This is a genomic window from Paraburkholderia sp. D1E (genome assembly GCF_052682275.1).
This window is the reverse complement of sequence record NZ_JBQYMB010000001.1, coordinates 4,022,142-4,048,270: the sequence shown is the minus strand read 5'-3', so window position 1 is coordinate 4,048,270 and position 26,129 is coordinate 4,022,142. Positions and strand designations below refer to the sequence as shown.

General features: G+C 61.6%; 17 protein-coding genes. 10 read left to right on the top strand and 7 right to left on the bottom strand.

Features of this window, described 5'->3' with window-relative positions:
- The first annotated feature begins 152 nt into the window (after positions 1-152).
- From mdlC to ACUN0E_RS18105, 4 genes are all read left to right on the top strand, one after another.
- Entirely contained in the window at positions 153-1,772 is a 1,620-nt protein-coding gene (gene mdlC, locus ACUN0E_RS18120) for a benzoylformate decarboxylase (protein ID WP_445567501.1), read from the top strand.
- A 54-nt stretch (positions 1,773-1,826) separates the two neighbouring features.
- Positions 1,827-3,278 (top strand): aldehyde dehydrogenase, encoded by a 1,452-nt coding sequence (locus tag ACUN0E_RS18115; protein WP_408335117.1) that lies wholly within the window; start codon positions 1,827-1,829, stop codon positions 3,276-3,278.
- Between the two features lie 381 nt (positions 3,279-3,659).
- Positions 3,660-4,931 (top strand): MFS transporter, encoded by a 1,272-nt coding sequence (locus ACUN0E_RS18110; RefSeq protein ID WP_408335383.1) that lies wholly within the window; start codon positions 3,660-3,662, stop codon positions 4,929-4,931.
- A 210-nt stretch (positions 4,932-5,141) separates the two neighbouring features.
- A complete protein-coding gene (locus ACUN0E_RS18105) occupies positions 5,142-6,278 on the top strand; it encodes a porin (RefSeq protein ID WP_408521281.1) in 1,137 nt (378 codons plus the stop codon).
- 47 nt (positions 6,279-6,325) lie between these two features.
- Here ACUN0E_RS18105 and gabD read toward each other — a convergent pair whose 3' ends face one another.
- Complete coding sequence (gene gabD, locus ACUN0E_RS18100) at positions 6,326-7,786, bottom strand: NADP-dependent succinate-semialdehyde dehydrogenase (RefSeq protein WP_445567500.1); 1,461 nt, start codon at positions 7,784-7,786, stop codon at positions 6,326-6,328.
- 709 nt (positions 7,787-8,495) lie between these two features.
- Positions 8,496-9,779, bottom strand: coding sequence for a 4-aminobutyrate--2-oxoglutarate transaminase (locus ACUN0E_RS18095; RefSeq protein WP_408229495.1), 1,284 nt, complete (start codon positions 9,777-9,779; stop codon positions 8,496-8,498).
- Positions 9,780-9,901: 122 nt separating this feature from the next.
- Between ACUN0E_RS18095 and pdxR the strand changes: the two genes are divergently transcribed.
- The gene (gene pdxR / locus ACUN0E_RS18090) at positions 9,902-11,413 is read left to right on the top strand and encodes a MocR-like pyridoxine biosynthesis transcription factor PdxR (RefSeq protein ID WP_445567499.1); all 1,512 of its coding nucleotides are present in this window, start codon (positions 9,902-9,904) and stop codon (positions 11,411-11,413) included.
- A gap of 56 nt (positions 11,414-11,469) precedes the next feature.
- On the opposite strand, the gene ACUN0E_RS18085 is transcribed toward pdxR, so the two are convergent.
- The 4 genes from ACUN0E_RS18085 to phnC form a co-directional block, all read right to left on the bottom strand.
- Positions 11,470-12,306 carry an EamA family transporter gene (locus ACUN0E_RS18085; RefSeq protein WP_445567498.1) on the bottom strand — a complete coding sequence of 279 codons (837 nt, stop codon included), beginning with the start codon at positions 12,304-12,306 and terminating at the stop codon, positions 11,470-11,472.
- A 348-nt stretch (positions 12,307-12,654) separates the two neighbouring features.
- Entirely contained in the window at positions 12,655-13,362 is a 708-nt protein-coding gene (gene phnE / locus ACUN0E_RS18080) for a phosphonate ABC transporter, permease protein PhnE (RefSeq protein WP_445570468.1), read from the bottom strand.
- A 128-nt stretch (positions 13,363-13,490) separates the two neighbouring features.
- On the bottom strand, positions 13,491-14,468 hold the full coding sequence (phnD, locus tag ACUN0E_RS18075) for a phosphonate ABC transporter substrate-binding protein (protein WP_445567497.1): 978 nt from the start codon (positions 14,466-14,468) through the stop codon (positions 13,491-13,493).
- Positions 14,469-14,511: 43 nt separating this feature from the next.
- Positions 14,512-15,429 carry a phosphonate ABC transporter ATP-binding protein gene (gene phnC, locus ACUN0E_RS18070; RefSeq protein ID WP_408335129.1) on the bottom strand — a complete coding sequence of 306 codons (918 nt, stop codon included), beginning with the start codon at positions 15,427-15,429 and terminating at the stop codon, positions 14,512-14,514.
- A gap of 291 nt (positions 15,430-15,720) precedes the next feature.
- Between phnC and ACUN0E_RS18065 the strand changes: the two genes are divergently transcribed.
- The 4 genes from ACUN0E_RS18065 to ACUN0E_RS18050 all read left to right on the top strand — a co-directional run bounded on the left by ACUN0E_RS18065 (position 15,721) and on the right by ACUN0E_RS18050 (position 23,625).
- On the top strand, positions 15,721-16,755 hold the full coding sequence (locus ACUN0E_RS18065) for a M14 family zinc carboxypeptidase (RefSeq protein WP_445567496.1): 1,035 nt from the start codon (positions 15,721-15,723) through the stop codon (positions 16,753-16,755).
- Complete coding sequence (locus ACUN0E_RS18060) at positions 16,752-17,528, top strand: alpha/beta fold hydrolase (RefSeq protein WP_445567495.1); 777 nt, start codon at positions 16,752-16,754, stop codon at positions 17,526-17,528. The genes ACUN0E_RS18065 and ACUN0E_RS18060 overlap by 4 nt, the downstream gene beginning before the upstream one ends.
- Positions 17,529-17,721: 193 nt before the next feature.
- Positions 17,722-22,563 (top strand): NAD-glutamate dehydrogenase, encoded by a 4,842-nt coding sequence (locus tag ACUN0E_RS18055; protein ID WP_445567494.1) that lies wholly within the window; start codon positions 17,722-17,724, stop codon positions 22,561-22,563.
- Positions 22,564-22,719: 156 nt separating this feature from the next.
- On the top strand, positions 22,720-23,625 hold the full coding sequence (locus ACUN0E_RS18050; RefSeq protein WP_445567493.1) for a cation diffusion facilitator family transporter: 906 nt from the start codon (positions 22,720-22,722) through the stop codon (positions 23,623-23,625).
- A 138-nt stretch (positions 23,626-23,763) separates the two neighbouring features.
- Here the strand turns inward: ACUN0E_RS18050 and ACUN0E_RS18045 are convergent, their stop codons facing one another.
- Positions 23,764-24,744, bottom strand: a complete 981-nt coding sequence (locus ACUN0E_RS18045) for an aldo/keto reductase (protein WP_445567492.1) — start codon at positions 24,742-24,744, stop codon at positions 23,764-23,766.
- A 246-nt stretch (positions 24,745-24,990) separates the two neighbouring features.
- On the opposite strand from ACUN0E_RS18045, the gene ACUN0E_RS18040 reads away from it, so the two are divergent.
- Complete coding sequence (locus ACUN0E_RS18040) at positions 24,991-26,064, top strand: purine-nucleoside phosphorylase (protein WP_445567491.1); 1,074 nt, start codon at positions 24,991-24,993, stop codon at positions 26,062-26,064.
- Positions 26,065-26,129 lie beyond the last annotated feature (65 nt).

Genomic DNA, 26,129 nt, shown 5'->3' with positions numbered 1-26,129 from the left:
AAAGTAATGCCTTTTCTCAAAAAAGGCAATTTTCAATCAACCGCGAGCTTCCGATAATGAGCCATCAGGAAACAGCGTTTATCGACCGCAACTATTTTGCGTGGAACCAGAGTAAGCGCTAAAGCGCCAACTCTGGTCGACAGGAGACAGGTATGACCAGCAACACGCCCCATTCAGACGCATTGGGACTCTCTCAACACGCACCATTTACTGTGCGCCACGCCGTGATCGATTTCATGCGGCGCGTCGGTATGACTTCGGTGTTCGCCAATCCGGGGTCGACGGAATTGCCGCTGTTCCGCGATTTCCCGCAAGATTTCCGTTACGTGCTTGGCTTGCAGGAAGCAACCGTGGTCGGCATGGCCGACGGTTATGCGCAGGCCACCCGCAACGCTGCGTTCGTCAATCTGCACTCGGCGGCGGGGGTGGGCAATGCGATGGGCAATATCTTCACCGCGTTCCGCAATCGCACACCGATCGTGATCACCGCCGGCCAGCAGGCTCGTGCGATTCTGCCGTTCGACCCGTTCCTCGGGTCGACGCAAGCCACCGAATTGCCGAAACCGTACGTCAAATGGAGCATCGAACCGGCGCGCGCCGAAGACGTGCCGCTGGCGATCGCGCGCGCCTATCACGTGGCGATGCAGGAGCCGCGCGGGCCGGTGCTGGTGTCGATTCCCGTCGACGATTGGGACCGCGCAGCCGAGCCTGTGCCGGCGCGTGTGGTCAGTACAGAGATGCGGCCGGAGCCGTTCGTGCTGGCGCAGATCGGCGCGGCGCTCGATGGCTGCGAACGGCCAGTTTTCGTGGTGGGTGGCGCGGTCGACCGGGCCGGCGGCTGGGACGAAGTCGTGAGTCTCGCCGAACGCCATAACGCCCGCGTATTCGTCGCTCCGATGACAGGCCGCTGTGCGTTCCCCGAAGACCATCGCCTGTTCGCGGGTTTCTTGCCTGCCATGCGCGAGAAGATCGTCGAGCTGCTCGGCGGCCATGATCTGATCTTCGTGATCGGCGCGCCGGCTTTCACGTATCACGTGGAAGGTCACGGCCCGCACCTCCCTGCCGGTGCAACGCTATGCCAGTTGATCGACGATCCGGCTATTGCGGCGTGGGTGCCGACCGGTACCGCGGTGGTCGGCAATATTCGCCTCGGCATCGCTGACCTGCTGACCCGGACTGCACCAAAGACTCGCCCGTTGCCCGCGCCACGCGCCGAGCGTCCACGCGTGGAACCGTCACCCTTGATGTCGGTGGAGTTCGCGTTGCAGACCCTCGCAGAAGTGCGCGATGCGGACGATATCGTGGTCGAGGAGGCACCGAGCTCGCGGCCTGCGATGCAAAACTGTCTGCCGTTCACGCGCAGTGGCACGTTCTACACGATGGACAGCGGCGGCCTGGGCTTCGGCATGCCGGCTGCTGTCGGCATGGCGTTAGCGAAGCCCGGCACGCGCGTGATCGGCCTGATCGGCGACGGTTCCAGCATGTATTCGATCCAGGCCATCTACAGCGCCGTGCAGATGAAATTGCCGATCACATTCGTGATCCTGAACAATTCCCGCTATGCCGCGTTGCAGGACTTTGCCCCGGAATTCGGTTTTGGTCCTGGCGATCCTGTGCAAGGCACCGATCTGCCGGGACTCGACTTCGTGACACTTGCTGCGGGCATGGGATGCCAAGGCTCGCGTGTGACCGACGCCGAACGCCTGCGCGACGTGCTGCGTGACGCGTTGGCGTCATCTGGACCGACGCTGGTTGAAGTCGTCGTGGCTTGAGCTCAGGCGAGCGTCGTGCCCGCATTCATAAAACTTTCCGCAGGAGACAAGACGATGCAGAGTATTTCGATGCTAATCAACGGCGCAGCGGTGCAGGCGAGCAACGGCGCCACCTTCGAGCGGCGCAATCCGCTCGACGGCGAAGTCGCGACGCGTGCCCCCGCGGCGACGGTTGCTGACGCGGTAGCCGCCGCCGATGCCGCCGCAGCGGCGTTTCCGGCATGGTCCGCGCTGGGGCCGAGCGAGCGCCGTGCGCTGCTGATGAAGGCGGCGCATGCGTTGGAAGCACGCAGCGCTGCGTTCGCCGCGATGATGGCAGCGGAGACCGGCGCGTCTGCGATGTGGGCGGGGTTCAACGTGCATCTCGCCGCCGGCGGATTGATGGAAGCGGCGGCGCTTACTACGCAGATCGGCGGCGAGCTGATCCCATCCGACGTGCCCGGCAGTCTCGCGATGGGCGTGCGTCAACCGGCCGGCGTCGTGCTTGGCATCGCGCCGTGGAATGCGCCGGTGATCCTCGCGGTGCGTGCCATTGCATTGCCGCTCGCGTGCGGCAATACGGTCGTGCTGAAGGGCTCGGAGATTTGTCCCGGCACGCATGGCCTGATTATCGAAGTCTTGCAGGAAGCGGGCTTGCCGAAGGGCGTGGTGAACTTCGTCACCAATGCCCCGGCCGATGCAGGCGCGGTGGTCGAGGCACTGATCGCGCATCCGAAAGTCCGGCGTGTCAATTTCACCGGCTCCACGCATGTGGGCAAGATCATCGCGGCCACGTGTGCGCGCTATCTGAAGCCTTCAGTACTGGAGCTCGGCGGAAAGGCGCCGTTGATTGTGCTCGATGATGCGGATATCGATGCAGCCGTCAATGCGGCTGCATTCGGCGCGTTCGCCAACTCGGGGCAGATCTGCATGTCGACGGAGCGGATCATCGTCGACGAACGGATCGCTGACCCGTTCGTTGCAAAGCTTGCGCAGAAAGCGCGCGGCTTGCCGCTCGGCGACCCACGCAAAGGGCCGGTGGTGTTGGGATCGGTCGTCGATATGAGCACGGTGGAACGCTGTAATGCGCTGATCGACGATGCGCTGGCCAAAGGCGCCACGCTCGTCTGCGGCGGTAAGGCGGACAGCACCCTGATGCCCGCCACGTTGCTTGACCACGTCACGCCAGCCATGCGCATCTATGCCGATGAATCGTTCGGGCCAGTAAAGGGCATCGTGCGGGTGAACGGCGAAGACGAAGCCGTTGCCTGTGCGAACGACAACGAATATGGGCTTTCGTCTGCGGTGTTCAGCCGTGATGTGGCGCGCGCGATGAATGTCGCAAGGCGCATCGAGTCGGGTATCTGCCATGTCAACGGGCCGACCGTTCACGACGAAGCGCAAATGCCGTTTGGAGGCGTGAAGGGCAGCGGTTTTGGACGCTTCGGCGGGCAGGCGGGAATCGCCGAGTTTACGGATTTGCGCTGGATTACCGTGCAGACCACGCCACGTCATTACCCGTTCTGAAGGGGCGATGGTCGTTCCGGTCGCTGCGTATCGCTGTGCGCTGATTTACTGCAGCGATACGCGCGCCGTGAAAGCCATGCATACATGTCATGGCTTTTACGCGAAATGGCAATGTCAATAGCCGGCCGCTCGCTTACATACTGACTAAAAAAACGCGACCAGAAAGTTTGACCAGAGAGCGTGACGACAGAAGCGCGGCGCTCAGATCGCGCACACACACCAGGAGACAGCTACATGACCAGTTATGTACCACCGGCCGGCCCGGCCAGTGCGGCGAGCGGTGCGACCGACACGTCGCTCGCCGGCCATCAGGCAGGATTCGACGAGGGACGTCACGCGGTCGACATCGGCCGCACGCTCGACGAAGGCCCCTACACCACGATGCAGAAGATCGTGGTGTTTCTCGCCGCGCTGTCGATCGTTCTGGACGGCTTCGATAGTCAGTTAATCGGTTTCGCGATTCCAGTGCTGATCAAGGAATGGGGCGTCACGCGCGCGGCTTTTGCGCCGGTGGTGGCGGCCGGCTTGGTCGGCATGGGCATAGGCAGCGCGTGTGCCGGGCTGCTGGCCGATCGCTTCGGCCGGCGGTGGGCGGTGATCGGCAGCGTGCTCGTGTTCGGTGCCGCTACCTGCGGCATCAGCTTCGCCCCCGATGTTGTGACGATTGCCGTGCTGCGTTTTGTCGCCGGCCTCGGCATCGGCGGCGCATTGCCGAGTTCGACGACGATGACCGCCGAGTTCACACCAGCTCGCCGCCGCACGTTGGCAGTCACCGCGACGATCGTTTGCGTGCCGCTCGGCGGCATGGTGGCGGGTTTGTTCGCGCATGAAATTCTGCCGACGTATGGATGGCGCGGGTTGTTCCTGATCGGCGGCGTGTTGCCGTTGGCGCTCAGCGTGTTGCTGTTTTTCACATTGCCCGAGTCGCCACGCTTTCTCGCCCGGCAGCCAAAGCGCTGGCCGGAGCTCAAACGCCTGCTTGGCCGTATGTCGCGTCCTGTGGCAAGCAACTGCGTCTTTACCGATGTTCGCGAACAGGCCGCGGAAAAGCACACCGGCTTTACCGCGTTGTTCCGCGAAGGCCTGGCACTCGATACGGTGGCGATCTGGTGCGCGTTCTGCATGTGCCTGCTGGCCGTCTATAGCGCTTTCAGCTGGCTACCGACCATGCTGAGCACGCAGGGTTTGTCGGTTTCGGTGGCGGGTTCGGGGCTCACCGCATACAACCTGGGCGGCGTGGTGGGCGCGTTGCTGTGCGCGGTGGTGATCGCTCGCACCGGTTCGCGCTGGCCGTTGATTATCTGCAGCGCGGGTGGCGCGGCGAGCGCATTGCTGCTACTCGGCGTGAACATCTCCGATCACACGGGTCTGCTGATCTTTGGTCTAGGTGTGCACGGACTGTTTGTCAACGCGGTCCAGTCGACAATGTTTGCGCTGTGCGCTTACGTCTATCCGACCCGTGTGCGCGCAACCGGCACTGCATCGGCGCTGGCATTCGGCCGGCTCGGCGCGATTGCCAGCGCGTTTGCGGGCGCCGTGGTGATCACAGCGGGCGGCGCATCGTCGTACTTGTGGATGCTCGGAATCGCGATGGTCATCGTGATGGTCGCGCTGATGGTGGTCAAGCGCCATATTCCAAAGCCGGGCGTTTGAGGGGCGCAATGTCCTGAATCGCGGCGATCGGGCGTGATACGCGGATCGCCGCTATCTGAAGCAGTCAATCTTCAGCGTATCGGACGGCTTGAATAGCGGTCAGTATCGTCACGTCTGTAATTAGTATCGCTACATAAAAACGCTGCATATGAAGCGCATCCAGATCGGTGCGCGCTTACACAAAGCACCAGTCAAGGAGACATGGAGACAATGAAATACAAACTCGCATTGGGCAGTATGCTGCTCGGAATCAGCGCTTCTTCGTTCGCACAGAGCAGCGTGACGTTGTACGGGATCATCGATACCGGTATCGAACTGGTGACGCATGCGAACGCAGCGGGCGATAGCCTTGTACGCATGCCGGGCATCACCGGTGAATTTCCGTCGCGTTGGGGGATTCGCGGCAAGGAAGGATTGGGCGGCGGGTTGTCCGCGGTGTTCGTGCTGGAAAGCGGCTTTAACACCAAGGGCGGCACGCTCAATCAGGGTGGCCGGCTGTTTGGGCGGCAAGCTTACGTGGGGCTTGAGAGTCCGTACGGCACGCTGACGTTCGGCCGCCAGTACACGATGACGTATTGGGCGATACTCGATTCCGATCTGCTCGGTCCTGACATTTACGGCGGCACGGGGTCGTTCGATCAGTATATGCCGAGCGCGCGCAGCGACAATACGATTGCGTACAAGGGCACGTTCTCGGGCTTCACGTTCGGGGCGACCTATTCTTTCGGCCGCGATTCCGCGGGTACCGGCAACTCACCGGGACAGGGCACCTGTGTGGGATCGATTCCGGGCAGTTCGCAGAGTTGCCGCGAATGGTCGGCGATGTTGCGCTATGACATGAACGGCTACGGCGTGGCGAGCGCGTACGACGAACAACGCGGCGGCCCGGGCGCGGCCGCAAATCTGTACGACGGCACGGCGCCTTTTGCATTGACGCAGCCTGGCGACAAGGACGTGCGGATGCAGTTGAACGGTTACGGACACATCGGGCCGGTGAAACTTGGGGCGGGTTGGCTTGGCCGTCACGTCGAAACGGTGTCTCCGGCGTTGCCGGACGTGCGCTCGAATCTGTACTACCTGACCGCGGCGTATAACGTGACGCCTGCGTTCATCCTGGACGGTGGCGTGTATCGCATCATCAATCGTGCCGACGATACGCGTGGCACAATCGCCGCGCTACGCACTACGTATTTGTTGTCGACGCGTTCCGCGGTTTACCTGCAAGGCGCGTATCTGTTCAATAGCCCGCATGCCGCCTACACGGTGAGCCAGGGCGGTGGTGGCACGACGCCGGCGCCAGGCATCGGGCAACTCGGTGTAATGGCCGGCATTCGCCATTCGTTCTGAGAGGTTGAAGTGGCCACGTCGGGCATGCCGACGTGGCTTTTTTTGCTTTAGATTCCGCCGACACACATGTACTTGATGACAACGTAGTCGTCGATGCCGTAATGCGAACCCTCGCGGCCGAGACCGGATTGCTTGACGCCGCCGAATGGCGCGACTTCGTTGGAGATCAACCCGGTGTTGATGCCGACCATGCCATATTCGAGCGCTTCGGCGACACGCCAGACGCGGCCGATATCGCGGCTATAGAAATATGACGCGAGACCGAATTCCGTGTCGTTGGCAAGGCGGATTACTTCTTCATCTGACGAGAAACGGAACAGCGGCGCGAGCGGGCCGAAGGTTTCGTCGCGTGCGACCTTCATGGCGGGGGTGACATCCGCGAGCACGGTCGGCTCGAAGAAGCCGTGACCGAGCGCATGGCGCTTGCCACCGGTGACGATGCGTGCACCTTTGGCGAGAGCGTCTTCGATATGCGATTCGACCTTGAGCACAGCGGCTTCGTTGATCAGCGGACCTTGCGTGACGCCGTCTTCGGTGCCGCGGCCTACCTTGAGTTGTTCGACGGCAACGCGCAGTTTTTCTGCGAATGCGTCGTAGACTTTATCGTGCACATAAAAGCGATTCGTGCAGACGCAGGTCTGGCCGCTATTGCGATATTTCGACGCGATGGCGCCCGCGACAGCCGCGTCCAGATCCGCGTCTTCGAAGACGATGAACGGTGCGTTGCCGCCGAGTTCGAGCGATACCTTTTTGACCGTCGGCGCGCATTGCGCCATGAGCAGACGGCCGACCGGCGTTGAGCCCGTGAAGGACAATTTACGCACGATCGGATTGCCGGTCATTTCTGCGCCGATGGCTTTCGGCTCGCCGGTGACGACGTTGAACACGCCGCGCGGCACGCCGGCGCGTTCGGCCAGCACGGCGAGGGCGAGTGCCGACAGCGGCGTGGCTTCGGCCGGTTTGACGATGATCGGGCAGCCGGCGGCGAGGGCGGGACCGACCTTACGCGTGATCATGGCCGCCGGGAAATTCCAGGGCGTGATGGCCGCGCAGACACCGATCGGTTCTTTCGTCACGACAATGCGTTTGTCGCTTGCCGGCGTGGGGATGGTGTCGCCGTTGACGCGTTTGCCTTCTTCTGCGAACCATTCCAGGAACGAGGCGGCATACAGGATTTCGCCTTTGGCTTCGGCGAGGGGCTTGCCTTGTTCGGTGGTCAGGATTTTGGCCAGATCGTCGGCATTTTCCAGCATGAGGTCATGCCATTTGCGCAGGATCGTGGCGCGGTGTTTGGCGGTGGTGGCTCGCCATGCTGGCCATGCTGCATTGGCTGTGTCGATGGCTCGACGCGTTTCGGTTGTGCCCATGCGGGGCACGGTGGCGATTGTTTCGCCTGTGGCGGGGTTTTTTACTTCGAAGGTTGCGCCGTCGTCGGCGGATTGCCATTCGCCTGCTATGTAGGATTTTGTTTTTAGAAGAGTAGGGTCTTTTAGGACTAGCGTCGGCATTTTGGTTTTTGCTCCTGGGGTTTTGGATTTAGGGTTTTTTGCCTGCGCGGCGCTTGTTGTTGTGTGCCTGTGGCGTTGGCCTTTCCTTGAATTCTTATTGGTCTATTAGCGTCGCCCCTGTGCGGGGCGGCACTTACTTTCTTTGCCGCCGCAAAGAAAGATAAGCAAAGAAAGCGGCTCACACCGCCAGCTTATAAGCGGGTCCCCCGCACAGCTACGCGGTAGTGGCACATCTGGAATCTGTGTTCTCGCACATTCGGCGTGAGTGACAAGGGCGTCATACTTCCGGCGGCGCTGCGCGCGCCGAAGGGAACTTCACCAAACCATCGCCATGTCCGAACCACCGCCACATTGCAGCGCCTCGCCGAGGCGAAGCCGATCGCCCCCACGGTGCCCGAAGCCCGGGTTTCCCTGGCGGACCCTTCCGCGACGCACGCAGTGCGGAGTGGGAGCTGATGACTCCCTTGTCACTCACGCCGAATGTGCGAGAACACGGATTCCAGATGCACCGCTACCCCCTCCAAGCCAGGGGACCCACTTAAGCGTTAGCGGTTTAAGCTGCTTTCTTTTGCCTACTTTTCTTTGCAGCAGGCAAAGAAAAGTAGGTGCCCGCCCCGCACAGAGGCGACGCCAATAGTCCACTAAGAAAACAAGGAAAGGCCAACGCCACAGGCAAACAACCAAGCGCCGCGCAGGCCCAAAAAAACCGTCAAACAGCTACAGCAACACTTTCCTTAAGCACAGCTTCCAAAATCCCCATCGCCTCATCAAAGACGGCGTCTTGAATCGTAAGCGGGAAAAGGAAACGAACAACGTTCGAATAAACACCACAAACCAGTAGCAGCAGCCCGCGCTCAAGCGCCCGAGCCTGCACCCGCTTGGTAAAGTCGGCATCCGGCTCCGTCCCACCCGCCTTGCAGAACTCAACAGCCACCATCCCGCCCGGCCCGCGCACATCGGCTATCTGCGGAACTTCGCTCTGAAGCGCGATCAGCTTTGCCTTAACACGATCACCCAAAACAGTCGCCCGCTCGCAGAGCTTCTCTTCATCGATGATATCGAGCACAGCATGTGCGGAAGCAACCGCCAACGGGTTACCCGCATAAGTGCCACCCAGACCGCCAGGCGCGGCAGCGTCCATCAGATCTGCACGCCCGACCACCCCCGACAACGGCATGCCGCCCGCCAGGCTCTTGGCCATCGTCATCAGATCAGGCACCACGTCATAGTGATGCATCGCAAACAGCTTCCCGGTACGGGCAAAACCAGTCTGCACTTCATCGGCAATCAGCAAAATGCCATGCTCATTGCACAGCTTGCGCAAGGCGCGCACGAACTCGGCCGGTGCGGGATAGAACCCGCCTTCGCCCTGAACCGGTTCGAAAATAATCGCGGCGACGCGCTTCGGATCGATGTCGGCCTTGAACAGGAACTCGATCGCCTTCAGCGAATCGGCCGTCGTCACGCCATGCAGCGGATTCGGGAACGGGGCATGGAATACGTCCGCCGGGAACGGACCAAAGCCGATCTTGTACGGCGCAACCTTGCCGGTCAGCGCCATGCCCATCATCGTGCGGCCATGGAACCCGCCGGTGAATGCGATCACACCCGGACGGCCGGTCGCGGCACGCGCAATCTTGATCGCGTTTTCAACGGCTTCGGCGCCCGTCGTGAAGAAGGCCGTCTTCTTCGGATAGTCGCCCGGCGCACGCGCGTTGATCTTTTCAGCCAGCTCGACATACGACGCATACGGCACGATCTGATACGCGGTGTGCGTGAAATGATCGAGCTGGTCGCGGATCGCGGCCAGAATCTTCGGGTGACGGTGGCCCGTGTTGCACACGGCAATACCCGCAGCGAAATCGATGAAACGGCGGCCCTCGACGTCCCACAACTCGGCGTTTTCAGCGCGCTCGGCGTAGAAATCGCACATCACCCCGACACCGCGCGGCGTGGCGGCGTCTTTGCGGCTCTTCAGTTCGGCATTCTTCATGGTTATCTCCGTTGCTCCTCGATTTTGCAGATCCCGCGCGCTTAGCGCAGCACATGTAGCGACTATAATGAGATTTGGCTCTTAATTTCAGAGCCATTTCAATAAAAATGTAGGAGCCATTCATGCGCGCAAGCGTTTTGTCCGACTGGCTGGCGCAGCGCCTTGACCGTGGCAACGGCCAGCCGATCTATCGTCAGCTGCACCGGCTGTTGCAGCAGGCGATCCTGTCGCGCGAATTGCCGGCGGGCAGTAAGGTGCCGTCGTCGCGTTTGCTGGCGCAGGAATTGGGCATTGGGCGCAATACCGTCACGCAGGTGTACGAGCAGTTGGTGCTCGAAGGCTATGTGAACTCGGCAACCGGCCGCGGCACGTTTGTTGCCGACAGCGCGCCGGACGAGATCGTCGGCGTGCCCGACGCCGAGGCGCTGGCTGCGCCGCTCGAGTCACTGCCGCCGCCGTTGCAGGGCAACCGCGCGTTGTCGACGCGTGGCGCGCGGTTGATCGCGGGTGCGGGCGTGTCGAAGCGGCAATGGGGCGCGTTTATGCCCGGCGTGCCGGATGTCACGAAGTTTCCGGCGCGCGTGTGGAGCCGCCTGCACAACAAGTATTGGCGCCGGCTGCGCCCGGACTTACTGACCTATGCGCCGGGTGGCGGCCTGGCCTCATTGCGGCACACGCTAGCCGACTATCTGCGTACGTCGCGCTCGGTGCGATGTACGCCCGAGCAGATCATCATCACGACCGGGATCCACCAGTCCGTCGACCTGGCCGTGCGTCTGCTGTCCGATCCGGGCGATCTGATCTGGACCGAGGACCCCTGCTACTGGGGCGTGCGCAGCGTGCTGCACGTGTCCGGCCTGCAATCGCGGCCGATTGCCGTCGACGAAGAAGGTATCAATCCATCCGCCGACGATCTTGCGCACCCGCCTAAGCTGATGCTCGTCACGCCGTCGCACCAATATCCGCTTGGCATGGTGATGAGCCTCGCGCGGCGCCGCATGTTGCTGGAGTACGCGCGGCAGAACCAGTGCTGGATCATCGAGGACGACTACGACAGCGAATACCGCTACGGCAGCCGGCCGCTGGCATCGCTGCAAGGCCTGGATACGTCGGGGCAGGTGATTTACGTGGGCAGCTTCGGCAAGACGCTGTTTCCGGGGTTGCGGATCGGCTACCTGGTCGTGCCCGAAGCGCTGGCGGAGAGCTTTGCGACCGCGAGCGCGGAGTTGTATCGGGAAGGGCAGTTATTGCAGCAGGCGATGCTCGCGGAGTTCATCGCGGAAGGGCATTTCACCTCGCATATCCGCAAGATGCGCACGCTTTACGGACAGCGTCGCCAGACTCTGCTGGATGCCGCCGCGCATCGTTATGGCGACGCGCTGCCGGCTGTGGGCGGCGACGCCGGTTTGCATCTCGTGATGCAGTTGCCCGAGGGTAGCGACGACCGCGCGGTGGCGGCTGCGGCGCTGGAGCGCAATATTGTCGTGCGGCCGTTGTCGGGGTATTACGCGCAACCGTCGCTGGCGCCATCGGGGTTGCTGATCGGCTATGCATGCGTGCCGGACGAAGAGATCGCGCCGGCATTCAATACGTTGGCTGATGCGATCGACGCGACGCTCGTGCAGTTTGCGTAAGGGCGGCCGTGGTTGCTTGATAGCGTCAACGTGTCTTCAACGGGTGTCCATGCGCTTCAAATCCGGATCAACACGGCCCCCAGCGTAACCAATGCGCACGCCAGGATACGCCGTGTCGTCAGCTTCTCCTGCATGAACAGCCAGCCGATCAGCACCGCGAAGATCGAACTCAGCTCGCGCAACGCAGAAACCATCGCGATCGGCATATAGCGGTAGGCCTCGATAATCAGGCAATACGCGGTGAGCGCGAGCGCGCCGGAGGCCATGCCCTTGAGCACCACCGTGCGGCCGATAAACAGCCCCTTGGCGCCACCGCGCCAATGCCAGGCGAGCAGAAACTGCGGGATATTCCAGATCAGATAGACCCACATGATGTAGCTCAGGCCATTGCCCGCCACGCGCGCGCCGATTCCGTCGACAACCGAATACGTTGCGATGAAGAAGCCCGTCAGCAGCGCAAACGGTACGCTTTCGCCGGAAAAACGCATGTCGCGGCGGAACGCCAGCGAGACGATGCCGAGCGATACCAGCGCCACACCGATCGCCGCCAGCGGCTTGAGCGTTTCGTGCGCGAATACCAGCGCGCCGACGAATACGAGCATCGGCGAAAGACCGCGCGCGATCGGATAGATCTGGCCGAAGTCACCGCTTTTGTACGCGCGAATCAGCGCCAGCAGGTAGCCGAATTCGAGCACCACTGATGCAAAGATGTAAGGCCATGCGGCCGGGTCAGGCAAAGGCAGCACGATCACGCCGACGGCGCTGACGGCGATATACGGAATCGCCATCATGCCGAGCAGCCACACACGGTCTTCGGATAAATGCAGAAACGCGTTCCAGGTGGCGTGCAGCAGCGCGGAGAGCAGCACGAGCAAGACGACAAAGGTGTCCATGAAGACCAGGGAGAGATGAGAGACGGCCGGGGGCCGGCCGTAAGCACGTGATTATTCCAGCAGAATGCCGGAATGGAGGGGTGGACGACTAAAGTGAAGGGGCTTTATGTGGCGGAAGCCGGCATTTTGTGGCGGCGAGTTCCCGCTGCTCAACTTCGGCGCGGCGCCTGCGTGCCGCTATACTGCCGCGCTGGCACGCAGCAGGTACCCAGTAGGCTCGCAGCAGGCACGCAATATCGAAGCAACCCGGATGAGGGTTGACGAAGCACGTCTCGCCAACCCTTCGGCATGCAGGAATCGCGAAGCGATCAAATTGCGTCACATCACATCACATCACATCACGTTACGTTACGTCACGCGTTCGCGCAGCCACGCGGACGCCAGATCGATCACCGTCACGACCACGATCACCATGATCATCACCGCGGCCGTCTGCGCGTAATTGAACGAGCGGATCGCCTCGTACAGCACCACGCCAATTCCGCCCGCACCTACCATGCCGACCACCATCGCCGATCGCACGTTCGATTCGAAGCGATATAACGCGTACGAGATCCACAAAGGCAGCACTTGGGGCAGCACGCCGTAGATGATTTCGTCGAGACTGGTCGCGCCGGTGGCGCGTACGCCTTCGGCCGGACGCGGATCGATGGCTTCGACCGCTTCGGCGAAGAGCTTGGCGAGCACGCCGGTGGTGTGCACCCACAACGCCAGTACGCCGGCGAACGGACCGAGTCCCACCGCGACGATGAACAGCATCGCGAAGACCATTTCATTGATTGCGCGGCACGCGTCCATCATGCGGCGCATCGGTTGAACGATCCACATCGGCGCCATGTTGTGCGCGGACATCAGTCCACACGGCACCGCGCACACCAGCGAGAGGGCCGTGCCCCACACTGCCACCGACAGCGTCACAGCCATCTCGTGCAAATAGCTGCGCCATTCGGTGAAGTCCGGCGGGAAGAAATCCTTGGCGAACTGGCCCATGTTGCCGGAGTCGGAGAGCAGGTCAAGCGGACGCATATCGGCGCCGTGCCATGCGCCACCCAACATGGCAAGCACCGCGATCCAGCCGACGAGCGACAGCCAGCTGCGCTTGCCCGCGGCGGGAGCTGCACGTGCCGTCTGCGCGGCGAGCGCTTCGCTCGCACGCGTTGGCGACGTGATCAGATCAATCGTGTTCATTGCTTGGCTACGGCGGTGTTGAGTGCGCTCAGCTTCGCATCGAGCGCGGCCAGCTGGGTCTTGCGGTCGTCGTCGGAAAGATGCGTGTCGCTTTCGATCTTCTGCTTCTGCTGGAACAATGCGACCTGGCGGATCGGCAGCAATTGAGCATCCGACGATGCCGCGAAGCCGGCGTAGCCCGTAATCGCCGCCATCACCGCTTTTTCATGCGGATCGGTTTTTCCGTAGTTCAGGAAAAAGTTGCGGATCTTGTCCTTGGTGGCTTGCGGCAGATCCTTGCGCCACACGAGCGGATCCGACGGAATCAACGGCGAGGTCCACAGCACGCGTACTTGCGCGAACTTGTCCGGATGCTGCTGTTTCAGTGTGTCGAGCATCTCGGTGTTGTTGGTCGCGATGTCGATCTTGTTGTTCACCACGGCGAGCAGATTCGCTTCGTGACTCGACGGCAGCACCGCTTTGAACGACGTGTTGACCGGCGTGTTGTGCTTGGCGAACAGATAATAGCCGGGGATCAGCGTGCCCGAGGTGGAGTTCGGATCGCCGAAGCCGACCGTGACGTCCCTGGTGTTTTTAAAGACGTCGTCGAGCGTCTTGAAGCGGCTGTTCACATTGGTGATCAGCACCGATCTGTAACCGGCATCGCCGTTTGCATACAGGACCTTCGCGAACACTTCGCCTTGCGACCGGTCCACCGCTTCCATCGCCGACGCATTGCCGAAATAGCCAATCTGTACCTTGTTAAAGCGCATTCCTTCGATGATGCCGGAGTAGTCGGTCGCGAAGAACGCTTTGACGTTCAGGCCGGTTTGCTTGTTCATGTCCGCGATCAGTGGTTCCCAGCGCTGTTTCAGCACGGAGGACGAATCGGTCGAGATGATGCCGAGGTTGATGTCCTCGGCTTGTGCGGAAGCGACGCAGGCGAAAGCGGCCGCGCCGACGGTCAGCGTGATCAGTGAACGCAGGAATTTCATCTCTTTTGAGGTCCGGTTGAGTGAACAGAATGAGTGAGCGCGCTCAGTTCGAGTGCGCCGGATTGAGGGCGAACGCATAACGTGTCGAGGTGGGCGCGGCGTCTTGCGCCGGTGCGCCGGTGTCGACACCGTTAGCGTTGTTGTCCGTATGATCGGCCGCGCTATCAGCACTGGTTTCGTCGAGCAGTTCGCGGACATCGTCGCCGTAGAGCTTCTTGAGCAGGGCAGGGCTCAGCGCGGCGGAGGCGCCGTCATAGACCACCTTGCCACGACGCAGCGCGACGGTGCGCGGGCAATACTGCATCGCGATATCGACCTGATGCAGCGACACCAGCACCGTCAGTTGATGCTCGACGTTGAGCGTGCGCAGCATTTCCATGACACGGCGCGAAGATTCCGGGTCGAGCGAGGCGATCGGTTCGTCAGCAAGCACGATGCGCGCGCGTTGCACCAGCGCTCGCGCCAATGCCGCGCGTTGCTGTTGGCCGCCGGAGAGATTGGCGGCGCGTTCGCGCGCATGGTCGCCGATGCCGACTTCATTGAGCGCGGCCATCGACAAGGCGCGCTCAGCAACCGGAAATCTGCCGGTGAGACGGCGCCACAAAGGCAGCCGCGCGAGTGCGCCGATCAGCACGTTGCTCTCCACGGAAAGCCGGTTCACCAGATTGAATTGCTGGAATACGAAACCGATATCGCGGCGAATGCTGCGCACTTCTCGCACGATGCGGCCGTTCTGCTGGATCGGCCGGCCGAGAATCGCGATCTGCGACGGCTGAGCATCCGAGGCCGTGAAGCCCGCGATATGCCGCAGCAGCGTCGACTTGCCCGAACCCGAGGCGCCGATCAATGCAACCATTTCGCCCGGTTCGACGCGCAGATCGATTTCGTCCAGCGCCTTGCGGCCATTGCTGAACGTCTTGCTCAACCGTTCGATACGAATTGCTTCCCGAATCTCTTCCATAAGTACCCCTTGATGCATCCGGCCATTGCCGGCTTGTGTGGGGCTCATTCTAGGAAGCGTCTGTGACGGTTGAGTGAAGGCATCGCAACGTCTAGACGACTATATCTTCATGTGACTTTTTTGCGTCGCCAGAAAGACAGGTAGAAGTCATTCGTTCGAATAAAAAATGACATCTGTATGACACGATTTGCGTGGGGTGGGGCTGGCAGCGCATGATCGCGCGCAGCCAGGCTATATTGCTTCATCCGGCGTGCCGTCCCCAATAACCTTGCAGTTCCCTTCGACGTCGTCATGCAGCCTTTGAGCTTTCTTCCCGACAGTTTTGCGGAGTACGAAGATCTCAAGACGATCCTCGATCAGGGCAGCGCAAGCTTCGAGATCCGCACGGTCTGCGAGACGACGGTGCGAGGGCGGCAGTTCGCCGTGCACACCGCGAGCATCGGTTCGACCGACCCGCTCGCGCCGGCAATCGGCTTCTTTGGCGGCATTCACGGGCTCGAACGGATTGGCTCGCAGCTCGTGCTCGACTACATGCGCGCGCTGCTCGCCCGGCTGGAATGGGACGAACTGCTGGTGCGGCAATTGCAGTCGATTCGTCTGATCTTTATGCCGATCGTCAATCCGGGCGGGATGTGGGCCGCCACGCGCGCCAATCCAAACGGTGTCGATCTGATGCGCAACGCGCCGCAGAATGCCGACGAACGCGTGCCGCTGCTCGCCGGCGGCCAGCGGGTGGGCGCATGGCTGCCCTGGTATCGCGGCCGGCAAGGCGAGCCGATGGAGCCGGAGGCGGCGGCGCTCCTGCGGGTGGTAGAAACCGAAATGGCCGCGCGACCCTTGAGCATCGCGCTCGATTGCCACTCGGGTTATGGCTGGCGGGACAGCATCTGGTTTCCTTATGCGCGCACGCGCAAGCTGATGCCGCATCTGCCGGAAATGTACGTGCTGAAAACCATGTTCGAGCGTGCGCATCCGCATCATGGCTACGCGTTCGAGCCGCAGAGCCACCAGTATCTATTGCACGGCGATCTGTGGGACTTCGCGTACGACCGCACACCTGCACCGAACGTCTTCCTGCCGATGACGCTCGAACTCGGTTCGTGGCTGTGGATCAAGAAGAATCCGCGCCAACTGTTTTCGCGTCAAGGTATGTTCAACCCGGTGAAGGCACATCGCACCGCGCGCGTGTTGCGGCGTCATGCGAATCTGCTCGATTTCCTCGCGCGCGCGGCGTTCTCGTCGCAACGCTGGCTGCCGCAAGGTCATCGTCGTGAGCAACTGTTGCAAAGCGCGATCGACCTTTGGTACAAAGCGGAAGTGTCATGAGCACGTGGATTCTGTTGCGTGGGCTGACGCGCGAAACTCGCCATTGGGGGCGTTTGCCTGGCTTGTTGCGCGAGGCGATCGGCACGGATTGCGTGTTGTTGCTCGATCTGCCCGGCAACGGCGAGTTTGCGAACCTGCGCGCGCCGGCTGCGGTGGAAGATATGGTGGGCTTCGTGCGGATTGCTGCGCTGCAAACTGGAGCAACAGGCCCTTATCGCGTGCTGGCAATGTCGCTTGGCGGCATGGTGGCAACTGACTGGGCGCAACGGCATCCCGGCGAGATCGAGCGGCTCGTGCTGATCAATACCAGCATGAGACCGTTCAGCCGCATGCACGAGCGCTTGCGGCCATCCGCATGGCCGGGCCTTCTGGGCGTCGCAGCACACTGGCGCGACGCGCCGCGCGCGGAAAGCGGCATTCATCGGCTGACGTGCAATAACGTCGAAACGCTGGGTGCCGATCTCGATGCATGGAGCGAAATTCGCCGGACCGCGCCGGTGAGCCGGGGCAATGCGTTACGGCAGCTTTGGGCCGCCGCACGCTTTAGCGCGGCTGTGGCAAAACCGGGTTGCCCGTTGCTGATTCTTTCTTCACGCGCCGACACGCTGGTTAATCCGGCGTGTTCGGCGAAGCTCGCGGCGGCGTGGGGCGCAACCCATCGCGAGCATCAATGGGCCGGTCATGACTTGCCGCACGACGAGCCGGCATGGACCAGCGAACAGGTTCGCGCGTGGCTGATGCAGGAAGGCGAAGAGCCGAAAGCCGGGCTCTAGCCAGGCAAGAGCGCAGGCAACAGCGCAGACCACAACGCAGACCACAACGCAGACAGCAGCACCTCAACCGCCAGCGGGTATAACCTAAGAGCTCGCACATCGTTTTTCTGGCCAGCAGGTGCATAATCCCCGTTCATACGATGCATGCGAATCAAGCGATACTCGCTATTGCCGCCCGCCGGGGGAGTTGATCATGCAAGCGAAGAATGAAGAAGCCGTCACGCACCTGCTGAACGATGTCTTCGAATTTGCGCGTGGGCGCTTGCCCGAGCCGACCTTCAAAGTCGTCGAACCTTTCCTGCAGCACTACTACGATTTCGTCGATGCCGACGACCTGCAAAGCCGCGCGATTGCCGATCTTTACGGCGCGGCGCTCGCGCATTGGCAAACCGCGCAACGCTTCGTGCCAGGTAGCGAACGGCTGCGCGTCTACAACCCGATACTCGAACAGCATGGCTGGCATTCCGATCACACGGTGATCGAGATCGTCAACGACGACATGCCGTTTCTGGTCGATTCGGTGTCGATGGCGGTCAACCGTCTCGGGCTCGCGCTGCATTCGGTCGTGCATCCGGTGTTTCGCATCTGGCGCGGGCCGGACGGCAGTATCGTGCGGGTGGGCCAGGGCGCTGAAGACGCAGCCGATACGCGCTCGCAGCTTGCCTCGTTCATTCACTTCGAAGTCGACCGTTGCGGCGACGCAGCGAAGCTCGACGCATTGCGTGACGAGATCGCCAAGGTGTTGAGCGACGTGCGCGCCGCAGTGGAAGACTGGCCGAAGATCGTCGAGCTGGCGCGCGTTACGGTGAAAGGCATGAAGGCCGGCGAGGCGGGACCAGAAGGTGTCGAGGCCCGAGCCTTCCTCGAATGGATGGTGGCCGATCATTTCACATTTCTCGGCCAGCGCGATTATGAACTGGTGCAGCACGACACTGGCTTTGGCCTGCGAGCGGTACCTGGCTCCGGCCTTGGCATTCTGCGTGACGCACTGCGTCCCGCAGGCGCGGCCGACGTCACGCCGTTGCCACCGGCGGCCGCCGATATCATCTCCGGCTCATCGCCCATTTTCCTGACCAAGGCCAACTCGCGCGCAACGGTGCATCGGCCGGGCTATCTGGATTACGTCGGCATCAAGCTGACCGGCGCGGACGGCAAGGTGACCGGCGAGCGGCGTTTTATCGGCCTGTATACGTCTACCGCGTACCTGGTTTCGGCCTCGGAAATTCCGATCGTGCGGCGCAAATGCGCGAACATTGTGCGGCGCGCCGGCTTCCTGCCGAAGGGTCACCTGGCCAAATCGCTGGTAACTGTGCTCGAAACCTATCCGCGCGACGAACTCTTTCAGGCGGACGAAGACCAGCTCTACGATATCGCGCTGGGTGTGCTGCGTTTGCAGGAGCACCAGCGCACGCGTCTGTTCGTGCGGCGCGACCGTTTCGACCGTTTCGTCTCGTGTCTCGTGTTCGTACCGCGCGACAAGTACAACACCGATATGCGGCAGCGCATTGCCAACCTGCTGGCCGATGCATTCAATGGGGAAAGTGTCGAATTCACGCCGCTGTTGTCGGAGTCGACCCTCGCACGTATTCACTTCGTCGTGCATGCAAAGCCGGGTGGTATGCCCAATGTCGATACGCGCGAACTCGAAGCGCGGCTCGTCCAGGTCACGCGCCGCTGGCAGGACGATCTCGCCGACGCATTACTCGACGCATTCGGCGAGGAACAGGGCAACCGTCTTCTGCAACACTATGCGGATTCGTTTCCCCCTGGCTATCGCGACGATTATCCGGCCCGTACCGCGGTGCGCGATATCGAGCTGATCGAGCGCGTGCAGGGCAGCGAGCGGCTCGCAATGAACCTGTACCGCCCGATCGAAGCAGGACCGCGTGCGTTTCGCTTCAAGGTTTATCGCGCGGGACTACCCATTGCGTTGTCGCGCAGCTTGCCGATGCTCGAACATCTGGGCGTGCGTGTGGACGAAGAGCGGCCCTATCTGATCGAAGCGCTCGGCGCCACGCCTGCGTGGATTCACGATTTCGGCCTCGAACTCGCGGACGACGCCGAGTTCGATATCGAACGTGTGAAGGATCTTTTCGAAGACGCGTTCGAACAGGTGTGGACCGGCGGAATCGAAAGCGACGATTTCAACCGCCTTGTGTTGCGTGCGCAACTGAATGCGCGCGAGGTGACGATTCTGCGTGCTTATGCCAAGTACCTGAGGCAAGTGGGATCGACCTTCAGCGACGCCTATATCGAACGCGCGGTCACCGGCAATCCGGCGATTGCCCGCATGCTCGTGGAGTTGTTCATTGCGCGCTTCGACCCGGCGCAGGGCGTGACGCGCGAGGCACGTGTCGACGGCTTGTTGAAGTCGATCGACAGCGCGCTCGATCAGGTGCCGAATCTCGACGAGGACCGGATACTCCGGCAATTCCTCGGCGTTATCAAGGCCACCCAGCGCACGAACTACTATCGCTTCGACGCGGACTGTCATCCGAAGCCGTATCTGTCGTTCAAATTCAATCCTGCGCAAGTGCCCGGTTTGCCTGAACCGAAGCCGATGTTCGAGATCTGGGTGTACTCGCCGCGTGTGGAAGGCGTGCATTTGCGCGGCGGCCGTGTCGCGCGCGGCGGGCTGCGCTGGTCGGACCGGCGTGAGGACTTCCGCACGGAAGTGCTCGGCTTGATGAAGGCGCAGATGGTGAAGAACGTGGTGATCGTGCCGGTCGGCTCCAAAGGCGGCTTCGTCGTGAAGAATCCGCCGCCGCAGACCGAACGCGACGCGTGGATGCGTGAAGGCATCGCTTGTTATCAGACGTTCCTGCGCGGCCTGCTCGACCTGACCGACAACCTCGCGGGCACGGCGGTGGTGCCGCCGCCGGATGTGGTGCGGCATGATCCCGACGATCCCTATCTGGTCGTCGCCGCCGACAAGGGCACGGCCACCTTCTCCGACTACGCGAACGCAATCTCGCAGGAATACGGTTTCTGGCTCGATGACGCCTTTGCGTCGGGCGGTTCGGTCGGTTATGACCACAAGAAAATGGCGATCACGGCGCGCGGCGCGTGGGAGTCGGTCAAGCGGCACTTCCGCGAAATGGGCGTCGATACCCAAACGACCGACTTCACCGTGGCCGGCGTCGGCGACATGTCGGGCGATGTATTTGGCAACGGCATGCTGCTGTCGCCGCATATCAGGCTGGTCGCCGCGTTCGATCATCGGCATATCTTTCTCGATCCGAATCCGGATCCTGCGGTAAGCCTTGCCGAGCGTGGGCGCCTTTTCATGCTCGATCGCTCGAGTTGGGCGGATTACGATCCGTCGTTGATCTCTGCGGGCGGCGGCGTGTTTCCGCGCACGGCCAAGACAATTCCCTTGTCTGCGGCGGTGCAGTCGGTGCTCGGTATCAGCGCGCCGGCGCTCGCGCCCGCTGAATTGATGCGCGCGATTCTGCTGGCGCCTGTTGATCTGCTCTACAACGGCGGCATTGGCACTTACGTGAAGGCGAGCCGGGAAACGCATCTGCAGGTCGGCGATCGCGCCAACGATGCGATTCGCGTCAACGGCGCCGATCTGCAGTGCAAGGTCGTCGCGGAAGGCGGCAATCTCGGGCTCACGCAATTCGGACGCATCGAATTCGCGCAGCGCGGCGGCCGCATCAATACTGATGCGATCGACAACTCCGCGGGTGTCGACTGTTCGGACCACGAGGTCAACATCAAGATTCTGCTGGGCCTCGTCGTCTCCGACGGCGAAATGACCGAAAAACAACGCAATGCTCTGCTTGCGGAAATGACCGATGAAGTCGGTTTGCTCGTCTTGCAGGACAACTACTATCAGACCCAGGCGCTTTCGATCGCAGGACGCTTTGGCGTCGAGTTGCTCGATGCCGAAGCGCGGTTAATGCGTTACCTCGAACGCGCGGGCCGGCTCAATCGCGTGATCGAGTTCTTGCCAACCGATGAAGAAATCGCCGAACGCCAGGCCGCAAAACAAGGGCTGACCACGCCCGAGCGCGCGGTGCTGCTTGCCTATAGCAAGATGTGGTTGTACGACGCTCTGCTCGAATCGTCGATGCCGGAAGATCCGCTCGTCAGCGACATGCTGATCGAATACTTTCCGAAGCCATTGCGACAACGCTTCAGCGAACCGATGCAACGGCATCCGCTGCGGCGCGAAATTCTTGCAACCCATCTGACCAATGCGTTGGTGAATCGCGTGGGCTGCGAGTTCGTGCATCGCCTGATGGAGGAGACCGATGCACAGCCTGGCGTCATCGTGCGAGCCTGCATTATGGCGCGCGACGTGTTCGATCTGGACGACGTATGGCGCAGTATCGACGCGCTCGATAACCGTGTCGCCGACGATGTGCAGGCGCGCATGTTCGTCGAAGTGGCGCGGCTTGTCGAACGCTCGGCGCTGTGGTTTCTGCGGCAGTTGCAGTCGGGAGCGGTCAGCGACGGTGACGTCGCCGGCTTGCTTGCACGCTGTCGCGACGCGGCGCAACGCCTCGCGCCGCAATGGCCTGCGCTGCTGCCGAGCGCGGATCTCGAGGCGTTGTCCGAGCGGCAACGCGCGCTCGCGGACGCGGGTGTCGATAGCGAACTGGCGGTGCGAATCGCCAGCGGCGAGATATCGGCGGCTTTGCTCGACATCGCCGAGGTGACGTCGACCTGCGGGCGCAGTCTCGAACTCGTGGCGGGTGTCTACTTCGCGCTCGGTACGCTGCTGAACTACAGCTGGATCAGCGAACGCGCGGCCGCACTGCCAGCGCCCACGCACTGGGACATGCTGGCGCGCGCTACGGCGCTCGCCGAGCTTGCACGCCTGAAACGCGCGTTGACCACGAGTGCGCTGACCGGCGCGGACGATGCGTCGACGCCGGATGCACTGGTTCAGACGTGGCGTGACAAACGCACCGCGCAACTGGAGCGCTATGCGCGCCTGCTTGCCGATCTGCGGGCCACGGGCGGCGCGAGCCTGTCGATGCTGCTGGTGATCGTGCGGGAGATGGCCGCGCTCGAAAGGGCTTAGCACAACGGACCGTGAGAGAGGGCGGATGGACTGCAGACGTCATGGAACACGGTGCAAAACCGCACCGGGGTTGGACGCATGCCGTCTGGCATGTCCATAATACGAACAATTGCCAACCGAAACCGCTCTGCAAACCCACGGACCCTCTCCACGACGATGAAAGAAGAATCGCCGAAAGCCATTTTCTATGCGCTCGCCGCCAACCTCGGCATTGCTATCTGCAAGTTCGCTGCTGCCACCTTCACGGGTTCCGGCTCGATGTTCGCCGAAGCCATTCACTCGACCGCCGACTGCGGTAACCAGTTGCTGCTGCTATTCGGTTTGCGTGAAGCGCGCAAACCCGCGAGCCCGTTGCATCCCATGGGTAGCGGCCGTGAAATCAATTTTTATTCACTGCTGGTGGCGTTACTGCTGTTCTTTGTCGGTGGGGCGTTTTCGGTGTACGAGGGCGTGCATCGACTGTTTGCACGTGAGCCTTTACAGTATGCCTATGTAGCGCTCGTCGTACTCGGCGTTTCGGTGGTGCTCGAAGCCCTTTCTTTGTGGGGCGCGGTTAAGGAAATCCGCAAGACGCATCCCGACAAAAGCATGTGGCGCTGGTTTCGCGAAACGCGCGAGTCCGAATTGCTGGTGGTGGCCGGCGAGGACATTGCTGCGTTAGCGGGTCTTGCGATTGCCTTCGTCGCCGTGCTGCTGACGATGGTGACCGGCAATCCCGTCTACGACGCATTGGGCTCCATCGGTGTGGGTGTGTTGCTGATGGTGATTGCGTGGCTGGTGGCGCGTGAAGTGAAGTCGATGATCGTCGGCGAATCGGCGGGCCCGGAAGTGCGCCGCGCGATCGAGGCGCATCTGCGCGCCAGGTCAGAGATTCGCAGCATCATCAACATGATTACGCTGCAATGGGGCCGTCACGTGGTGGTGGCGGTGCAGGCGGAAATGATCGACTATGCGAGCGGCCGCGCGATGGTCGATGCGATCAACGTGATCGAAGCGGACTTGCAGGCGACATTTCCGCAAGTGCGCTGGGTGTTTTTTGAACCGGACGTGCCGCGGATCTGATGCGCTTTCGCGCTGCCTGGCGGGGCGCGTCCGGTCTGTCCGGGACTGGCGGATTCCGGGTGGGATTCCGGGTGGGATTCCGGGTGGGTAGCCGCTCAGGTGCCCCCTCATGTGTCTGCTGAGCGGTGCATTTTCCGCTTATTTGAACCCGGTCACCGCATGCGGCACATACAGTTCTTCCAGTTGACGGATTTCGTCCGCGCTCAGGTTCAACGACAGCGCCGCAACCGCATCGTCGAGGTGATGCAGTTTGGTCGCGCCGACAATAGGCGCGGTGATCGGCTTCTTCTGCAACACCCAGGCTAGCGCGACTTGCGCACGCGGTACGCCGCGTTCCTTGGCGATCTGACTCACTCGCTCCACGATCCGGCGATCCGCGTCTTCGGTATGCGCGTACAGCGTGCGGCCGAATTCGTCGGTCTCGGAGCGCGCGCTCTCGGTGTTCCAGTCGCGCGTCAGTCGTCCACGTGCCAGCGGGCTCCACGGAATGACGCCGATGCCTTCGCTTTCGCACAGCGGCAGCATCTCGCGTTCTTCTTCGCGGTACAGCAGGTTGACATAGTTCTGCATCGTTACGAAGCGCGTCCAGCCGTTGCGTTCAGCCACATGCAACGCCTTGGCGAACTGCCATACATACATCGACGATGCGCCGATATAGCGTGCCTTGCCTGCCTTCACGACGTCGTGCAGCGCCTCCATGGTTTCTTCGATCGGCGTGCCGTAGTCCCAGCGGTGGATCTGATAGAGGTCGACGTAGTCGGTACCGAGACGCCGCAGGCTGTTGTCGATTTCCGCCATGATCGCCTTGCGTGACAGGCCTTCACCGTTCGGGCCCGGATGCATGCGGCTATTCACCTTGGTAGCCAGCACAATCTCGTCGCGCTTCGCAAAGTCCTTCAGCGCCCGGCCGACGATTTCCTCGCTGGTGCCGTCTGAATAAACGTTGGCGGTATCGAAGAAATTGATGCCGTGGTCGAGCGCCTGCTTGATAAAGGGACGCGCCGCTTCATCATCAAGCGACCAGGGGTGGGTGCCGCGAGCGGGCACGCCGTAGCTCATGCAACCGAGACAAAGACGCGATACATCGAGGCCGGTGCGGCCTAGCTTCACATAATCCATTGTGGTGCTCCTGTATTGAACGGTACAAACGCGGTGCGTGCTGACGGTCCTCCATTATAGGAAGGGACGCGTTGACGTGCTGAGGGGCCGACGGGCTGGCCAGACGCGGGAGCCAGCGGGGTTCAGACGTGGCGTATGAAATGCAGTAACACGTAGTGGAAAAAAATTCCTTCGCATCTATACTTCTTTCGGCTTGAAAGCAGTCCCTCTCCCAATCTGCATCACAAGCAAAAAGGAAGGATCCCGATGCTGACTCGCACACTTGGTGCAATTTCCGCAATTGCACTCGCGGCTTGCGCCGCCTTCACGCCCGGCGCCGCCAGCGCGGACGACAACGATGGTTTCTCGCAAGGCGACGGCGGCTCGCATGGCCGGCCGGTCAAGGTGATGATCATTTCGATGTTCGCGCCGGAGGGGCAGGTGTGGCTCGACCGGCTGGGGCCATGGCGTGAAATTCAGGTCGACGGCCTATCTCCCGATTACCCGACGGTTCATTGCAACAAGCAGGACGTGTGTGTCATGACTACTGGCATGGGGCATAGCAACGCTGCCGCGTCGATCATGGCGCTGACCTTCTCGCCTCGCTTCGATTTGCGGCATACGTACTTTATGGTGGCGGGGATTGCGGGGATCGATCCGCAGCAGGGCACGGTCGGATCTGCCGCGTGGGCGAAGTATCTGGTCGACTTTGGGATTCAGTGGGAGATTGACGGGCGGGAGATTCCGCCTGGCTGGAATACCGGGTACCTTGGGATCAATACGACGAGCCCGACGGACAAGCCGCCGCTTGACTATCGGACGGAGGTGTTCCAGTTGAATACCCAGCTTGCCGATACGGCGTTTGATTTGTCGCGCAGCGTTGTGCTGTCGGACAACGCTCAGGCGCAGGCTGCGCGGGCCAAGTATTCGTACGCGCCTGCGAATCGGACGCCGACTGTTATTCAGTGCGATACGCTTGCGGGCGATACCTGGTGGTCAGGGACACTGCTTGGTCAGCGGGCGCGCGATTGGACCAGGATTTTGACTGATAACAAGGGGGTTTATTGCACTACGCAGCAGGAGGATAACGCGACGTATGAGGCGCTTAAGCGCGCGGCCTCGGTGCATAAGGTCGATTTGAATCGCGTTGCTGTGGTGAGGGCAGGGTCTGATTTTGACCGGCCTTACGATGGGCAGACTAGTGCGGATAATTTGCTTAACTATGCTGCGCAAGGGGGTTTTACGATCGCTATTGAGAATTTGTTTCGGGCCGGGAATCCGCTTGTGCAGGATATTGTGACTCATTGGGGGGAGTGGCGGGAGGGGGTGCAGAAGAGGTAGAGGTTTTGTGCCTGCTCGGCGCTTGTTTGGGTTGAGTTGAGTGCCTGCGGCGGTGGGCTTTGCTT

Excerpts from the sequence above, each read along its gene's own strand:
- mdlC (WP_445567501.1), top strand. The coding sequence starts at position 153 with ATGACCAGCAACACGCCCCATTCAGACGCATTGGGACTCTCTCAACAC.
- ACUN0E_RS18115 (WP_408335117.1), top strand. The coding sequence starts at position 1,827 with ATGCAGAGTATTTCGATGCTAATCAACGGCGCAGCGGTGCAGGCGAGC.
- ACUN0E_RS18110 (WP_408335383.1), top strand. The coding sequence starts at position 3,660 with ATGCAGAAGATCGTGGTGTTTCTCGCCGCGCTGTCGATCGTTCTGGAC.
- ACUN0E_RS18105 (WP_408521281.1), top strand. The coding sequence starts at position 5,142 with ATGAAATACAAACTCGCATTGGGCAGTATGCTGCTCGGAATCAGCGCT.
- gabD (WP_445567500.1), bottom strand. The coding sequence starts at position 7,786 with ATGCCGACGCTAGTCCTAAAAGACCCTACTCTTCTAAAAACAAAATCC.
- ACUN0E_RS18095 (WP_408229495.1), bottom strand. The coding sequence starts at position 9,779 with ATGAAGAATGCCGAACTGAAGAGCCGCAAAGACGCCGCCACGCCGCGC.
- pdxR (WP_445567499.1), top strand. The coding sequence starts at position 9,902 with ATGCGCGCAAGCGTTTTGTCCGACTGGCTGGCGCAGCGCCTTGACCGT.
- ACUN0E_RS18085 (WP_445567498.1), bottom strand. The coding sequence starts at position 12,306 with ATGGACACCTTTGTCGTCTTGCTCGTGCTGCTCTCCGCGCTGCTGCAC.
- phnE (WP_445570468.1), bottom strand. The coding sequence starts at position 13,362 with ATGTTGGGTGGCGCATGGCACGGCGCCGATATGCGTCCGCTTGACCTG.
- phnD (WP_445567497.1), bottom strand. The coding sequence starts at position 14,468 with ATGAAATTCCTGCGTTCACTGATCACGCTGACCGTCGGCGCGGCCGCT.
- phnC (WP_408335129.1), bottom strand. The coding sequence starts at position 15,429 with ATGGAAGAGATTCGGGAAGCAATTCGTATCGAACGGTTGAGCAAGACG.
- ACUN0E_RS18065 (WP_445567496.1), top strand. The coding sequence starts at position 15,721 with ATGCAGCCTTTGAGCTTTCTTCCCGACAGTTTTGCGGAGTACGAAGAT.
- ACUN0E_RS18060 (WP_445567495.1), top strand. The coding sequence starts at position 16,752 with ATGAGCACGTGGATTCTGTTGCGTGGGCTGACGCGCGAAACTCGCCAT.
- ACUN0E_RS18055 (WP_445567494.1), top strand. The coding sequence starts at position 17,722 with ATGCAAGCGAAGAATGAAGAAGCCGTCACGCACCTGCTGAACGATGTC.
- ACUN0E_RS18050 (WP_445567493.1), top strand. The coding sequence starts at position 22,720 with ATGAAAGAAGAATCGCCGAAAGCCATTTTCTATGCGCTCGCCGCCAAC.
- ACUN0E_RS18045 (WP_445567492.1), bottom strand. The coding sequence starts at position 24,744 with ATGGATTATGTGAAGCTAGGCCGCACCGGCCTCGATGTATCGCGTCTT.
- ACUN0E_RS18040 (WP_445567491.1), top strand. The coding sequence starts at position 24,991 with ATGCTGACTCGCACACTTGGTGCAATTTCCGCAATTGCACTCGCGGCT.